Annotated in this window: 14 protein-coding genes; 11 read left to right on the forward strand and 3 right to left on the reverse strand. The window is 34.4% G+C overall.

All coding sequences use genetic code 11. The features are described from left to right. Window positions 1-52: 52 nt before the first annotated feature. The 11 genes from ABD940_RS12930 to ABD940_RS12980 all read left to right on the forward strand — a co-directional run bounded on the left by ABD940_RS12930 (window position 53) and on the right by ABD940_RS12980 (window position 11,923). Window positions 53-1,186 carry a 3-hydroxyacyl-CoA dehydrogenase NAD-binding domain-containing protein gene (locus tag ABD940_RS12930; RefSeq protein ID WP_345204526.1) on the forward strand — a complete coding sequence of 378 codons (1,134 nt, stop codon included), beginning with the start codon at window positions 53-55 and terminating at the stop codon, window positions 1,184-1,186. A 102-nt stretch (window positions 1,187-1,288) separates the two neighbouring features. Further along, window positions 1,289-1,603 (forward strand): hypothetical protein, encoded by a 315-nt coding sequence (locus ABD940_RS12935; protein WP_345204529.1) that lies wholly within the window; start codon window positions 1,289-1,291, stop codon window positions 1,601-1,603. Between the two features lie 2 nt (window positions 1,604-1,605). Continuing rightward, window positions 1,606-2,019: a PaaI family thioesterase gene (locus ABD940_RS12940; RefSeq protein WP_345204533.1), complete on the forward strand. Its 414-nt coding sequence runs from the start codon at window positions 1,606-1,608 to the stop codon at window positions 2,017-2,019. 67 nt (window positions 2,020-2,086) lie between these two features. Further along, window positions 2,087-2,341, forward strand: a complete 255-nt coding sequence (locus tag ABD940_RS12945) for a hypothetical protein (protein ID WP_345204536.1) — start codon at window positions 2,087-2,089, stop codon at window positions 2,339-2,341. Window positions 2,342-2,402: 61 nt separating this feature from the next. Then, window positions 2,403-3,608 (forward strand): 3-oxoadipyl-CoA thiolase, encoded by a 1,206-nt coding sequence (gene pcaF / locus ABD940_RS12950; RefSeq protein ID WP_345204539.1) that lies wholly within the window; start codon window positions 2,403-2,405, stop codon window positions 3,606-3,608. Window positions 3,609-3,653: 45 nt separating this feature from the next. Continuing rightward, window positions 3,654-4,247, forward strand: a complete 594-nt coding sequence (locus ABD940_RS12955; protein WP_345204542.1) for an acyltransferase — start codon at window positions 3,654-3,656, stop codon at window positions 4,245-4,247. Between the two features lie 20 nt (window positions 4,248-4,267). After that, window positions 4,268-5,095 carry an alpha/beta hydrolase gene (locus ABD940_RS12960; protein ID WP_345204544.1) on the forward strand — a complete coding sequence of 276 codons (828 nt, stop codon included), beginning with the start codon at window positions 4,268-4,270 and terminating at the stop codon, window positions 5,093-5,095. 56 nt (window positions 5,096-5,151) lie between these two features. Further along, complete coding sequence (gene paaZ / locus ABD940_RS12965; RefSeq protein WP_345204547.1) at window positions 5,152-7,647, forward strand: phenylacetic acid degradation bifunctional protein PaaZ; 2,496 nt, start codon at window positions 5,152-5,154, stop codon at window positions 7,645-7,647. A 148-nt stretch (window positions 7,648-7,795) separates the two neighbouring features. Then, a complete protein-coding gene (locus ABD940_RS12970) occupies window positions 7,796-8,530 on the forward strand; it encodes a DUF4241 domain-containing protein (RefSeq protein WP_345204549.1) in 735 nt (244 codons plus the stop codon). 3 nt (window positions 8,531-8,533) lie between these two features. Continuing rightward, window positions 8,534-9,220 carry an SMUG2 DNA glycosylase family protein gene (locus tag ABD940_RS12975; RefSeq protein ID WP_345204552.1) on the forward strand — a complete coding sequence of 229 codons (687 nt, stop codon included), beginning with the start codon at window positions 8,534-8,536 and terminating at the stop codon, window positions 9,218-9,220. 6 nt (window positions 9,221-9,226) lie between these two features. Continuing rightward, window positions 9,227-11,923 carry a DEAD/DEAH box helicase family protein gene (locus ABD940_RS12980; RefSeq protein ID WP_345204554.1) on the forward strand — a complete coding sequence of 899 codons (2,697 nt, stop codon included), beginning with the start codon at window positions 9,227-9,229 and terminating at the stop codon, window positions 11,921-11,923. Between the two features lie 97 nt (window positions 11,924-12,020). Here ABD940_RS12980 and ABD940_RS12985 read toward each other — a convergent pair whose 3' ends face one another. The 3 genes from ABD940_RS12985 to ABD940_RS12995 form a co-directional block, all read right to left on the reverse strand. Next, a complete protein-coding gene (locus tag ABD940_RS12985; protein WP_345204558.1) occupies window positions 12,021-13,556 on the reverse strand; it encodes a phosphatidylinositol-specific phospholipase C in 1,536 nt (511 codons plus the stop codon). A 119-nt stretch (window positions 13,557-13,675) separates the two neighbouring features. Next, a complete protein-coding gene (locus tag ABD940_RS12990; protein WP_345204561.1) occupies window positions 13,676-14,497 on the reverse strand; it encodes a T9SS type A sorting domain-containing protein in 822 nt (273 codons plus the stop codon). A gap of 37 nt (window positions 14,498-14,534) precedes the next feature. Beyond that, window positions 14,535-15,077 (reverse strand): phage tail protein, encoded by a 543-nt coding sequence (locus ABD940_RS12995; protein WP_345204565.1) that lies wholly within the window; start codon window positions 15,075-15,077, stop codon window positions 14,535-14,537. Between the last annotated feature and the right edge of the window lie 5 nt (window positions 15,078-15,082).

Below are 15,082 nucleotides of genomic sequence, written 5' to 3' on the forward strand. Positions count from 1 at the left end.
GAAATTAGCAAAAGTCTAGCTTCTAGCTTCTAGCTTCTAACATCTATAAAAAATGAAGAACGTAGGAATTATCGGTGCCGGAACAATGGGAATCGGCATCGCACAAGTAGCCGCAACGAACGGATGCAAAGTTTGGGTGTATGACGCCAACGCAAAACAAGTAGAAAGGGCAACCGTAGGTTTGGAAAAAACATTAACCAAATTGGTTGATAAACAAAAAATTTCGGCAGAAAAAATGACTGAAATTTTAGCTAATATTTCCATTGCTACAGAATTGAAGGACTTCAAGGATTGTGAATTGATCATTGAAGCCATCATCGAAAACAAAGAAATTAAAACCAAAGTTTTCACAGAATTAGAGAAACACGTTTCAGAAAGCTGTGTGATTGGTTCCAATACATCATCTATTTCCATCACCTCTCTTGGTGCGGAATTACAAAAACCGGAGCGTTTCATCGGAATTCACTTTTTCAATCCGGCTCCTTTGATGCCTTTAGTTGAGGTTATTCCCTCTTTATTAACAGAAAAATCTTTAGCGGAAAAAATCTACAATCTCATGAAAGATTGGGGCAAAACTCCTGTTATTGCTAAAGATATTCCCGGATTTATCGTTAACAGAATTGCCCGTCCTTATTATGGCGAAGGTCTAAGAATTGTTGAAGAAAACATTGCAACTGTAGAACAAGTAGATGATGCCATGAAAACATTAGGAAACTTTAAAATGGGACCTTTTGAATTAATGGATTTAATCGGTGTTGATGTTAATTTCTCAGTCACAAAAACAGTTTACAACGAATATTTCTACGATCCAAAATACAAACCGTCTCTTCTTCAACAAAGAATGTCGGAAGCAAAACTTCACGGCAGAAAGACAGGAAAAGGTTTCTATGATTATTCAGAAGGAGCGGAAAAACCTGTTGCTCAAAAAGACGATGCACTTTATCAACAAATATTTTTAAGAATTATTTCAATGTTGATTAATGAAGCAGTTGAAGCGAAAAGATTAGGCGTTGCCAGTGATGAGGATTTGGAATTAGCAATGCAAAAAGGGGTAAATTATCCAAAAGGATTATTAGCTTGGGGAAAAGAAATCGGATATGCAAAAATCTCCGAAACTCTACAGAATCTTTACGAAGAATATCAGGAAGAAAGATACAGACAAAGCCCGTTACTGCGTAAAATGTAACAATATATCAATCTAACAATGTAGCAATTTATTTGTTGTTCTGAGCAAAGCAAAGAATCTCATTGATAAACTGTTACATTGTTAAATTTTCACATTAAAAATATGAATATAGATGGATTCAGAGCCGAATTAGAAACAAGGCTCATGATTGAAAAAGAATATATAGTTCAGGAACTTACCATGATGGATGAGTATGATGAAAAGCTTGAATTATTAGGTGAATTTAATGACAAATATCGTGGACTTATCAGAAGATTAGCCAATGAACATGGTATTGATTTAAATGCTCCTTATCCATCCGACAATCCATCAAGTTCAGAAAATTTGACTTACGAGCAGATAATTCTTGGTAAAACCATGAGTATTTATGACAAACTGGTTGATGAATTACATGAAGAAATAACAAGTACAAAGTAAAAATGAATCCAAGACAGGTTGCAGAATATATGTTCGATCAGGATTATTTTTCCAAATGGATGAATATCAAAATGATCGAGATCAAAGAAAATTATTGTTTACTCGAAATGCCCATCAAAAAAGAAATGCTGAATGGGTTAAAAACCGTTCACGGAGGCGTTACGTTTGCTTTTGCAGATTCTGCATTGGCATTTTCGTCCAACAACACCGGAGATGCGGCTGTTGCATTGAATTGTATAATCAATTTCACCAGAGCCGGAAAAGAAGGCGATATTTTCAGAGCAGAAAGTATCTTGGTAAACGATACAAGAAAAACCGCTGTTTATGACATTAAAATTACGAATCAAAATGAAGAATTGATTGCAAAATTTGTCGGAACAGTGTATAAAATCGGAAAAAAAGTAGTAGAGCTTTAAAGATAAATTGGATAAGAATAAAATTTTAAAAAAGTTTTCAAGTACTTTTTCCATTGATGGAAAAAAGATGAAAAGTTATTTCGAAGATAATAATCTTGAAAATTTTGATGAAATTTTAAAAGAATTTGAAGATATGCGAACTGATACTTTCAATATCATTTGGAATAAATCTGAGCATTCACAATTTACATCCAAAGAAATTGAAAACTTATCCGAAAAATATTTAAAAGAAAATCATTTTTGGATTGATGAAGAGGGAATTAAGACAGTTAATAATTATTTATTGTGGATGTCTTGGCATGAAGGAATTTTGAAAAATTAGTAAGCGGTATAAAAAATAAACAGTCAATTTAGCATTGCTAAATTATTATATTAAAAACATTATGAACAACGTATACATCATAGATTATGTAAGAACACCAATTTCAAAATTATCTGGTGGTCTTTCAGAAGTTCGTGCCGATGATTTAGCAGCAATTGTTATTAAAGAAGTCGTAACAAGAAACCCTGAAGTTCCTGTTGAGGAAATTGAAGATGTTATTTTCGGATGCGCAAACCAAGCAGGTGAAGATAACAGAAATGTAGCAAGAATGGGACTTTTATTGGCTGGACTTCCGTACAAAATCGGAGGTGAAACCGTAAACAGACTTTGTGCTTCGGGTATGTCGGCGGTTGCAAATGCTTTCCGTTCGATTGCTTCTGGTGAAGGTGAAATTTACATTGCAGGAGGAGTAGAGCATATGACACGTTCACCTTATGTGATGTCGAAACCAAGTACAGCTTTTGGCAGAGATAGTCAGATGTTTGATACGACTTTCGGATGGAGATTTATTAATCCCAAAATGAAAGAATTATACGGAGTTGACGGAATGGGAGATACTGCGGAAAACTTAGCAGATATGCACAATATCAGCCGGGAAGATCAGGATAAATTTGCTCTTTGGTCTCAGCAAAAAGCTACAAAAGCTCAGGAAAGCGGAAGATTAGCAGAAGAGATTGTAAAAGTTGAAATTCCACAAAAGAAAGGCGATCTAAAAATTTTCGATAAAGACGAATTCATCAAACCGACATCTTCAATGGAAGGATTAGGAAAACTTCGTCCGGCTTTCAGAAAAGAAGGAACGGTAACGGCAGGAAATGCTTCAGGAATGAATGATGGTGCTGCTGCTTTAATTCTAGCAAGTGAAAAAGCCGTGAAAAAATATGGTTTGAAACCAAAAGCTAAGATTTTGGGATCATCCGTTGCAGGTGTTGAACCAAGAATAATGGGAATCGGACCTGTTGAAGCAACTCAGAAATTATTAAAAAGACTGAATCTTTCTTTAGATGATATAGATGTTATTGAATTGAATGAAGCGTTTGCTGCTCAATCTTTAGCAGTAACTAGAAGTTTAGGTTTAAAAGATGATGATTCAAGAGTGAATCCAAACGGCGGAGCTATCGCAATTGGTCATCCACTTGGAGTTTCAGGAGCTAGAATCATCGGTTCTGCCGCAATGGAGCTTCAAAAACAAGATAAAAAATATGCACTGTGTACCCTTTGTATCGGTGTCGGACAAGGTTATGCAATGGTAATTGAAAAAGTCTAAATCAATTTTCAAATTAGCTCATTCTCAAATTTTTAAATTAAAATTATGAATATTTACTCATATCACGGAATTCGTCCCATCATCAAACCTTCCGCTTACGTTCATCCACAGGCAGTGATTATCGGGAATGTTGAAATCGGCGAAGAAGTTTATATCGGTCCCAATGCGGTAATTCGTGGAGACTGGGGTAAAATTATCATTAAAGACGGTGCAAATGTTCAGGAAAACTGTACACTTCACGTTTTTCCGGGTATTGAAACAATTTTAGAAGAAGGTGCACACATCGGTCACGGTGCAATTATTCATTCAGGACACATTGGGAAAAACTGTTTGGTTGGAATGAATTCAGTTGTGATGGATAAAGCCGTAATCGGTGATGAATGTATCATCGGAGCTTTGGCTTTTGTTCCTGCAAATTTCAAATGTGATGCAAGAAAATTAATCGTGGGAAGTCCTGCAAAAATCATTCGTGATGTTTCTGATGAAATGATTAAATGGAAAACAGAAGGAACAAAACTATATCAGGAATTGGCAAGAGAAGGAAAAGAAGCGATTCTGCCTTGCGAACCGTTTACAGAATATGTTCAGCAGATTCCTACGAAAGTTGTTGATTACAGCATTTGGGATGACGTGAAATAAATTACCACACAAAATTAAATATGTTAAAAAAAATTCTCATTTTCTGCAGTCTTCTATTTGCATTTCAATTAATGGTTTTCGCCCAGACTGAAAATGTAAAACCATTAACAATTGGAGAAATCAGAACATTAAAGTCAAAAATTTTAAATGAAGAGAGAATATTAAACATCTATCTTCCACAAAATTTCGATAAAACAAAATCTTATCCGATCATCTATCTTTTAGATGGAAGTATGAATGAAGATTTTATTCACGTTACGGGATTAGTTCAATTTTTCAATCAAATGTATTCCATGCCGGAAACAATTGTGGTTGGAATTGCTAATATTGACCGAAAGAGAGACTTTACCTTTCATACCGATTTAAAAGATTTACAAAAAGATTATCCTACAACAGGACATTCAGATAAATTCATCGATTTCCTTGAAAAAGAATTAAAACCTTATGTTGAAAGTCAATTTAAAACAACTGATAAGTACTTATTCGGTCAATCTCTTGGCGGACTTTTAGCAACAGAAATTTTATTGAAAAAGCCTGAAATGTTCAATAATTATTTTATCATCAGTCCGAGTTTATGGTGGGATGATGAAAGTCTTTTGAAACAGGCAAATCTGTTATTATCTAAAATTCCCGATACTAAGAAATTTATTTATGTCTCTGTGGGGAAAGGAGAGCATAAAGTGATGGTAAAAGATGCTCAGGATTTATTTGATGTTCTTAAAAAATCAAATAAGAAAAACTGGGCGGTAGAATATAAAATGATGGATTTAGACAATCACGCAACAATTCTCCACAGAAGTTTGTATGAAGGTTTGGTGAAAATGTTTCCTTATAAAGAACCAAAGTAAATTTAAAATATAACAATCTAAAAATGTACTTGATACATTATTAAATTAAAAACTATATGGAAAAGTTAAAAAACTATATTCACGGCGAATGGATCGAAGGTACTGGAAACGGAATTCCTTTGTACAACGCTGTGACGGGAGAGCAAGTCGCTGTTTCCGATACAGAAGGTCTGAATTTTGAACAAGCTCTTGACTATGGAAGAACAGTTGGTTACAAAAATCTTTCTTCAATGACGTTCTACGATCGTGGAGAAATGTTGAAAAAAGTGGCACTTTACCTTTTAGAAAGAAAGAAAAAATATTACGAATTATCATATAAAACAGGAGCAACTCATGCAGATTCTTGGGTAGATATTGAGGGAGGTTTTGGTACATTCTTCACATATTCAGGTTTGGCAAAGAGAATGCTTCCGAACACACCGTTTTGGGTAGATGGGGAAACTCAGAAAATTTCGGCAAACGGAACTTTCTTGGGAACTCACATTTTGACTCCGAGTGAAGGGGTTTCTGTACAAATCAATGCTTACAATTTTCCTGTTTGGGGAATGTTGGAAAAGCTATCAACATCTTTATTGGCGGGCGTTCCTTCGATTGTAAAACCATCTCCTTATGGTTCTTATTTAACGAATGCGGTTTTTCAGGATATGATTGAAAGCGGTGTTCTTCCGGAAGGCGCGCTTCAATTGGTTTGCGGTGAACCGGGAAATATTTTGGATTACGTTCAGGATGGAGATTCTGTATTGTTCACAGGTTCTGCGACAACAGGTAGAAAATTAAAATCTTTACCTTCTGTTTCAGGAAATGCTGTTCGTTTCAATATGGAAGCAGATTCTTTAAACTGTTCGATCCTTGGATTGGATGCAAAACCGGGAACTCCTGAGTTTGATTTGTTCATTAAAGAAGTTCGTAACGAAATGACAACGAAAGCCGGACAAAAGTGTACGGCAATCAGAAGAATCATTGTTCCTGAAAATTTAATTGGAGATGTTCAGAATGCTTTATCTAAAGCTTTAGATCAAACTAAAATAGGAAATCCATTAAGTAGAGATACAAGAATGGGTTCTTTGGTTGGAAAACAACAGTACGATGAGGTTCTTAGAAAAATAAATATCTTAAAAACAGAAACAGAGCTTGTTTACGATGGAAAACATGAGCTTGTAGATGCAGACTATGAAAATGGAGCATTTATGAGTCCGAAATTGTTCTTAAATGATTCTCCGTTTACAAAAAATATCTCTCACGATGTCGAAGCTTTTGGTCCGGTTTCTACGTTGATGCCTTACAAAGACGCAGAAGAAGCGGCAGCGTTGGCAAAAAGAGGAAAAGGAAGTTTGGTAGGATCTATCATTTCTCACGACGATCAATTCGTGGCAGAAACTTCATGGAAAATGGCTTCTCAGCACGGTAGAATTTTCGTATTAAACAGAGACAATGCGAAAGAAAGTACAGGTCACGGTTCTCCACTTCCTACATTAATGCATGGAGGTCCAGGAAGAGCAGGTGGCGGTGAAGAAATGGGCGGTTTGAGCGGTCTTCATTTTTTTCTTCAAAAAACGGCGATTCAAGGTTCTCCGGATATTTTGACGGCAATTACAAAAGTATATCAACAAGGAGCAGAGAAAAAATTTGCAGATAAACATCCTTTCCAGAAATATTTCGAGCAAGTAGAAGTTGGAGATTCTCTGGAAACAGCAGGAAGAACGGTAACTGATGCAGATATCGTGAATTTCTCTAATGTTTCTTGGGATCATTTCTACGCACATACAGATGCAACGAGCTTAACGGGAACGATTTTCGATAAAACCGTTGCTCACGGATATTTCATCCTTTCTGCGGCGGCGGGATTGTTCGTTTCAGGTAAAAAAGGACCGGTTATTGCGAATTATGGATTGGAAAATTGTTCATTCTTCAAACCGGTTTATGCAGGGGATACGATTACGGTTTATTTAACGGCGAAAGAAAAAATCAATCGTGGAGTAAAAGGAAGAAATATTCCTTCCGGAGTTGTAAAATGGTTGGTTGAAGTTGTGAATCAAAGAGATGAGGTGGTTTGTGTGGCTACAATTTTAACATTGGTGGCGAAACATTCTCCTTTTATTGATTTGAATTTAAAAAATGTTCAGAAAACGTTGAATGGTTTGACGGAAAGTACTCAGTCAAAATGGGGAAAAATGTCTCCTCAGCAAATGATAGAACATCTTGAGCATACTGTCTTACTAAGTTTAGGCGAACCGGAAGCAGACAAATGTTTCACTGCAGAAGAACATCTTGAAAAATATCAGGATTCTCTTTACAATCATAGAAAAATGCCGAAAGATTTTCTAGCTCCATTTTTAAATGCAGACGGTTCTTTACCGGACTTAAAACATAAAAATTTAGAAGTTGCCAAACAATCCTTCTTAGATAATCTGAAGAAATTCTCAATTTATTACAAAGAAAATCCACAGGCAGAACACATGAATTTTGTTTTCGGAAAGTTGAATAAAGAAATGTGGGAACTGATGCATAAAAAACATTTTACACATCATTTTGAGCAGTTTGGATTGATTTAATTCAAAATAAAATATAAATTTATAGTCCCTTTTGGTTTTTTACTGAAAGGGATTTTTTATAATCTTTTGTTAAAGACTTACTGATATTTGATGTGTCTGTTTTTATTCCTTATTTTCAAACTTAAATTAAATCATAAAATAAAAAGCAATGAACGAAAACTGGATGCAGAAGTACGAAGAGGTAAAAGATATTCTTACTTGCCCGACAGACTTGGAATCTTATTTCAATTTAGAAGAGATTTCCGGACAAAAAATGGAAACGATGGAAATTGGAAATGTTTCCCTTCCTTCCGGTAAAATAGTGGTGAGAGATCCGCTTGTTGATTTGAATGCGAATCAATCACCTTATTTTGTTCAGGCTCCTAAAGGAGATTTTCCGGTAGCAATTGCAGTGGTAAAATCTGAAGATTGGGGAGACAGATATGCTGTTGTAAAAGTGGAATTTACTAAAGAAAAACCTATTATTTACAGGGAAGCCTTAGTTGGAATCGAAGAATTGGAGGACGTTACAGAAGATGATTTTTTCGGTTTTGGAGTGGATGCAGGTTTAGGTTGTATTACCGATGCGGAAGTACTTCCTTTCGTAGATAAATTTTTCGAAGAAGCAAATATCGATAACGTTTACGACGATTATTTTGCAGATTTATTTGAAGAAAGTTATAAAGAGTATCCTAAAAATCAAAGAGATGCAGGAGATTGGATCAATTGGAAAGTTCCGAATACGGAATATCAGATTCCAATGTTTGCAAGTGGTTTCGGAGACGGTGTTTATCCTGTTTATTTTGCTTACGATGCCAATGGGGAAATTTGCGGTTTGTACATTCAGTTCATTGATGTTGAATTGGCTTTAAGTGAAGAAGGAGACGAAGAAGACGCAGAATAATCTATGAATAAAACTTTTGCTGAAAAGGTCATTGAGTTTAACAAAAACCTACAATATTCCGGAAATCTTCCTGATGATTTTCAGGTTTTGAATCCGTATTTGGATAATCCTGAAACCATGGAAGTCATGCAGAAGTTTTATCATAAATATTATGATGATTCAAACCAAAGGAAATTCATTGTCGGAATCAATCCGAGTCGTCACGGAGCCGGAGTTACGGGCGTTCCTTTCACAGATACAAAACGTTTGGAAAGCGTTTGCGGAATTAAAATGAAAACCGCTTACACACATGAAATTTCCTCTGTTTTCATCTATGATATGATCGCTGATTATGGTGGAGCTGATGAATTTTACAAAGATATTTACATCAATTCACCATTTCCTTTGGCGATTGTCAGAAAATCAAAAGGAAGCTGGATCAATGCCAATTATTATGATGACAAGGTGCTTTTCAATGAGGTGAAAAATTTTATGATTGATTCTTTAAAAAAGCATATCAGTTTAAACCTCGACACATCGGAAGTCTTTATTTTAGGAAAGAAAAATGCTGATTTTATTTCAAAATTAAACCAAGAAGCCAGCCTCTTTGAAAAAATGACGGTTCTTGAGCATCCAAGATACATTCAACAGTACAAATTGAAAGAGAAGCAATTGTATATAGACAAATATATTTTAGCTTTGAAAAAATAAATTCGCATGAATTCATTTCCAACAGGAACAAAATTTAAATATAACTGGAGAAAATATCAGAAAAATTTTCTGGATCATGTAGATGAATACCTTACTGAGGATCATGTTCACATTGTAGCTCCTCCAGGTTCGGGAAAAACGGTTTTAGGATTGGAAATAATGTTGAGATTAAATAAGCCGACCTTAATTGTTGCTCCGACTTTAGCCATCCGAAATCAATGGATCCAGAGATTTTGCGAATTGTTTCTTGAGATTGAAAACACACCTGATTGGATTTCCACAGATATTAGAAATCCAAATTTTATTACAGTCACAACTTATCAGGGAATTCATGCAGCTTGCAGTAATGCAAAAGAAGTTGAGACAGATGATGAAAATTTTGATGAAGAATGCTCACCAAGTAATATTTCTGAACTTGTAAAGAAACTAAAAAAGCAAAAAATAAAGACTTTTGTTCTGGATGAAGCCCATCATCTGAAAAATGCATGGTGGAAAAGTTTAACAGAATTAAAGGATCAGATTAATCCAACGATTGTCGCATTAACGGCAACACCTCCGTTTGATGTTTCCGGTGCGGAATGGCAGAAATATATCCAGCTGAATGGTTCTTTGGATGTAGAGATTTCGGTTCCCGAGCTTATGATAGAAGGTGATCTTTGTCCGCATCAGGATTTGGTGTATTTTACTTTGCCGACCGAAAAGGAACAATCAAAAATTGAAGATTACTACAACCATGCAAATAATTTTTTTGAAGAAATCAGGAATGATAAGGTTTTACTTCACGCCTTAGAAAATCATCCGGTTTATCAGAATCCGGAACAATATCTCGACTGGATCTACGAAAATCTATCATCTTATACTTCTGGTTTGGTATATTTAAATTTTAGAGGAAAAAAAATTGCAGATATTCATTTTGAAATTGTTGGAGATAAAGAGAAATTTGTTCCTGAGTTTGATTTTTTCTGGTTTGAAGAGTTGATCGATTTTTATCTTTTTGTAGATGAAATTCATTTTAAAAAATTTGAAGAACATCGTAACAATCTTGAAAACAGATTAAGAAGAAACGGATTTTTGGAGAAGAAAATGGTGAGTTTTTTCAATAATAAAAATTTGACTCAAATCTTTAATTCAAGCATCGGAAAACTTCAGGGAATAAAAGAAATTGTTGATTTTGAATATTCTGTACTTAAAGATGATCTGAAAATGGTTATTCTTACGGATTTTATCAAGAAAGAATTTTTAGCAAACACTATTCAGAATGATTTTGAACTGGATAAAATCGGAGCAATTCCTATTTTTGAGAAACTGAGAAGGGAAAATTCGGATAAAAAGAAAATCGGAGTTCTTACAGGAAGCGTTGTTATCATTCCTAAAAACTCCAGAGTAATTTTTGATGAATTTTGCCGTAAAAAAGGGATTTCAAATATTCCAGTTTCTGAACTTTCTTACGATGAAGATTATTTCTTAATCAATATCACAGATCAGATCAGACATAATATTGTCCATATTATCACAGAAATTTTTCAGCAAGGTGAAATTCATATTCTGATCGGGACAAAATCGCTTTTGGGAGAAGGTTGGGACGCTCCGAAAATGAATGCTCTTATCCTTGCAAGTTTCGTAAGTTCGTTCGTTCTTTCCAATCAAATGAGAGGAAGAGTAATTCGAACAGATAAAGATAATCCTCGGAAAACGGGGAATATTTGGCATTTGGTGTGTTTTGATGAAAAAAGTGAAACCGGAGGACAGGATTTTGATATTTTAAAAAGAAGATTTAAAACTTTTGTTGGCGTTTCAAACAGTGATAATTCTTCTATTGAAAATAATTTTGAAAGATTGAACATTAAAATTATTGAAGATAAAAAAGAATTTTCTTTAATTAATTTTCAAACTTTTTCTTTTGCTAAAGATCGTGAAAATCTTTCTAAACGCTGGAATACAGCTTTGGATAAAGGAAATGTATTGATAGAAGAAATGAAAATTCCGGTTGAATCAATGCGGGAGAATGAAGAAATGAAACTAAAATCCCTAAAACAAATGATAGGAAATTTTTCAGGAATTATGGTTTCTACAGTGCTCGCTTTTCTGTATGAAGTTGTTTCGGAGGTCGTAAAATCTTTAGATGATATTCATTCCCGAAATGGATTTTTCAAGGTTACTCTTGTTGCAGGAATTTTAGGAATTGTTGTTTACGGAGGTAAATTTATAAGGGCGACAAAACAATATTTAAAATATAAAAATATTGCAAAACACCTTGAGTTAATTGGAAATGTCATTTTAGAAAATCTTATCAAGGAGAAAATTATTCAGACGCCTATTGAAAAATTAAAGATTGTAACTTCAAGTGATGTTTATAAAAATTCAGTTTGTCATTTGGAAGGTGGAAGTAATTATGAAAAGTCGCAGTTCATTCAGACATTACAGGAACTGATTTCTCCTGTCGATAATCCGAGATATTTATTAGAACAAAAAGATAAGTTCTTTTTCATGAAGAAAAGTATATATTTTCCGATTCCCGAAATTTTTGCCAAAAACAAAAAGAGCGCAGAATTCTTCCGAAAAACATGGAGTGAAACTTTTGATAAGTCTGATTTGATTTTTACAAGAACAATTGAAGGGCGACAAATTTTATTAAAGTTAAGATTTCAGTCTTTAATGAAAAAGAATGCACAAATAGAACATCTTCATAAATGGACAAGATAAAAATCCCTTGAAAAACTTCAAAGGATTTTGCATTTGTGTGCTTAGAATCGTGTGTTCTTTTCTGCTTTTATGGAGAGAAGAACTATATTTGAAAAACTTATGAAGGATCGGTGAAGCTGTTAAGACTTATTAATTGTCCTATTACAGCTCCGTTGTAAGGTGTTTCAGGAAAATCCATTGGGATGATACCTAATTTTTCTGTTACTACATTAGAGGATTGCTGTTGTTGTGGAACATAGTTTTCAAACAGTTTTCCATTTGTTCCGATGAAGTTTGCCATATAACCGTTTGCCAGTGTTTGAGGATAAACACCACCTGTTCCACTCATAAAATTGATGTAAAGTGTATTGCTTTTATCTGTTTTTGAGGCATCTATAAGTTTTTTAGCGTGATCGTCAAACTTGCTGTCCAGATTCCACAAATAGTAAGGCTGATAATTATCCTGAATATAAAAATCCAGATTATTATAGTTTACAACGGGAGGAACAGGATTTGTACCATTATCCGGCCAAATTAATGTTGAAGCATTAATGCCCATCTGAGTTGTATTATCTCCGAATCTTCTTAATAAAACAATCTTTTTTCTAGCATCTTTTAGATTTGGAATATCAAATTTTGTCCAAGATATTTTGTTGTCCTTTTTTTCAACTCCGTACCACATATTGTAATTGCTTTCAATTGCAGATTCTACCAAACCGGAAATGTCATCTCCATCACCATCTTTGTTGATAGACATGATTACTGTTTCAGATGGGTACTTTTGAAGAAAATCATAAGTGGCATCCAGAACGTCTTTAAATGTTAGATTTAAATAAATTCCTCCATGATACGCATAAAGATCGCCATCTTTTTTCCCTAAACGAATATCTAAAAATCTGATTCCTTTGTAGAGCTGCGTACTGATATCCATTGTCTGACATATTGTAATGTTCTTGATAATTTCCGCTGTGATGGCTCCCACGGGAAGGAAAACTGATAATGCAGGGATAAGCGCTACCATTCCTGCAAATACATCTGCAAGAATATCACTGGACATAGTATCCAAAATGCCGTTTTTCAGAGTATATGTACATGAATCGTGAGTTCCGGGAATTGTTAATTGTGCTAAATTTTTATCCTCAGAAACATATTTCATCCAATCCGGATTGTTCTGATCTCTAGCGATGGTAATATAACCAACAGATGTTTTTACTATTGTAAAATTGACGAATAAATCTTCATATTGGCTGTAATATTGCTTTCTTTGGCTTCCGATCGTGATGGTCGATCCTTTGGCATTTTGTAATGTCTGGATATTTTTGAAAAAGATTCTGATATCTCCTTCATCTACATATCCTGCTAAAATCTGGAAAGATTCTCCAGTTTCTTCAAAAGTATATTCTATCGTACCATTATCATCTTTTTCTGTAATGGTGACTCCTTCCTCAAATTCTGTATAAACGTACACAGATGTTCCCGGGAAAACGGTTTCTGGAAAATGAGAATTCCATTCTGCCATCTGGTAAGAATCTTGATGAGTTTTTTTCCAGGTATACGGAGTTTTGTTAGTTAATAATATTTTAGCGCCTTGTCCCATGATTTTATTAATATTTTTTTGATTGGCTTTAAATAAAAATCCCCTGAATTGCTTCAAGGGATTTAATCACACTTATGCATTAGAATCTTTTTCGGTACAATCTATATGCTTATTATTTATACTTAAAGTTTTCATGGTTATTAGTTTCTAACTTTAATAATAAGCTTATAAATTAATTACCTTTTAATGATTTTATAAGACTCCGAAGAAGATTTTACAATGTAAATTCCTTTCGGAAGTTCTGAAATGTCTGTTTCATTTACACCTTTTCTGGCTTCAATTGTTCTTACCAATTGCCCGGATTGGCTGTAAACTTCAAACTTTGTATTATCCGTAGCTTTAATAGTCAGAGATCCACTAGTAGGATTCGGATAAATACTTGGTTCTTTTGTTGAAGATTTTACTTCGTTTGCAGCTAATACTATGTTACTGTCTTTTACCCAAGTAAAGGCATCTAAAGCTAAATATTGATAATTTCCGCCTGCTGTAATTTGCAATTGATCTATAATAATATTAGAGTAGTTCTGACCATTCAGATTGGTTAAGTCAATTAGCGTATAACCATTTGTGGTACCTAAGCTTGTTGCAAAACCTGTTGTTTTAGTTTGTGTAAATTTTGTTACTCCACTAAGCTTTCCGGTAATGGTAAGTGTTCCGGTAACATTTAAGGTTAAATTTGAAGCAGCGGCATATATCCAAAATCTGTTTACTTTAAATAAATTAGATGTTGTTTTTATGCTGAAAGACGAACTTGCAGACTGATTTCCTGTTCCGGAATTGTCAATATATCTGTTATCATTCGCAGTACCGCTCCATCCCGTATTTGGGTAATTTCCCTGAATGTCGTAGGTATTTACATGAGAAAGTATATTAAAAACCACTCCGTTATCTGTGAAACTTGTACTTCCGTGACTTTCGGTTTCGAATGTTTCCGTTGTCTGTCCAAATGAAAAAATCGAAATGAAAAGACTGCAAATAATAAATATAGTACTTTTCATAATGTTTGAAGTTTTTAGTTTAGGTTGTTTTATGTTTTTATGATCTTGAAGGATAAATTCCCGAGATACAAATAATATAATTGATTCCTAAATATGGAGACATATTGTTAATAGGAGCATTAGCACCTGTAAAAGTAACCGAAGTAGGGCTTATTACTGTATCTGGAGCTGTATCTACAAAACTTGGTACAGCTGTAAAGTCTCTACCTGCTTGTGTACCTGTTACTGCAATTGAAGAAATCGCAGAAGGTGATGCGGTAGTTGCATTTCCTTTTGAAACTCTTAGCTGACTCATAATTGAAGGTAAATTTGAGCTTAAAAGTGTTGTTGTTGGAGAACCTCCGGCTTCTCCCAAAACAACAGATTTTCCTGTATTTGCAGTTCCTGAACCTATAGGAGCACGTCCGTTTAAATTAGGTAAAGCGAAAGTTGTTGTGCCATTACCTCCATATGTAGTTCCTAAAAGTGAAAAAAGAGCTTGATTTTGCGCGATACTTAATATTGCTCCGTTGCAAAGTAAATAACCTTTTGGTGCAAAGTCACCTGCAAACATTTTAATGGTTCCTAAATATTCATCCATGATTT

Origin of the sequence: Chryseobacterium ginsengisoli, assembly GCF_039542325.1 — a bacterium.
Classification (GTDB): Bacteria; Bacteroidota; Bacteroidia; order Flavobacteriales; family Weeksellaceae; genus Chryseobacterium; species Chryseobacterium ginsengisoli.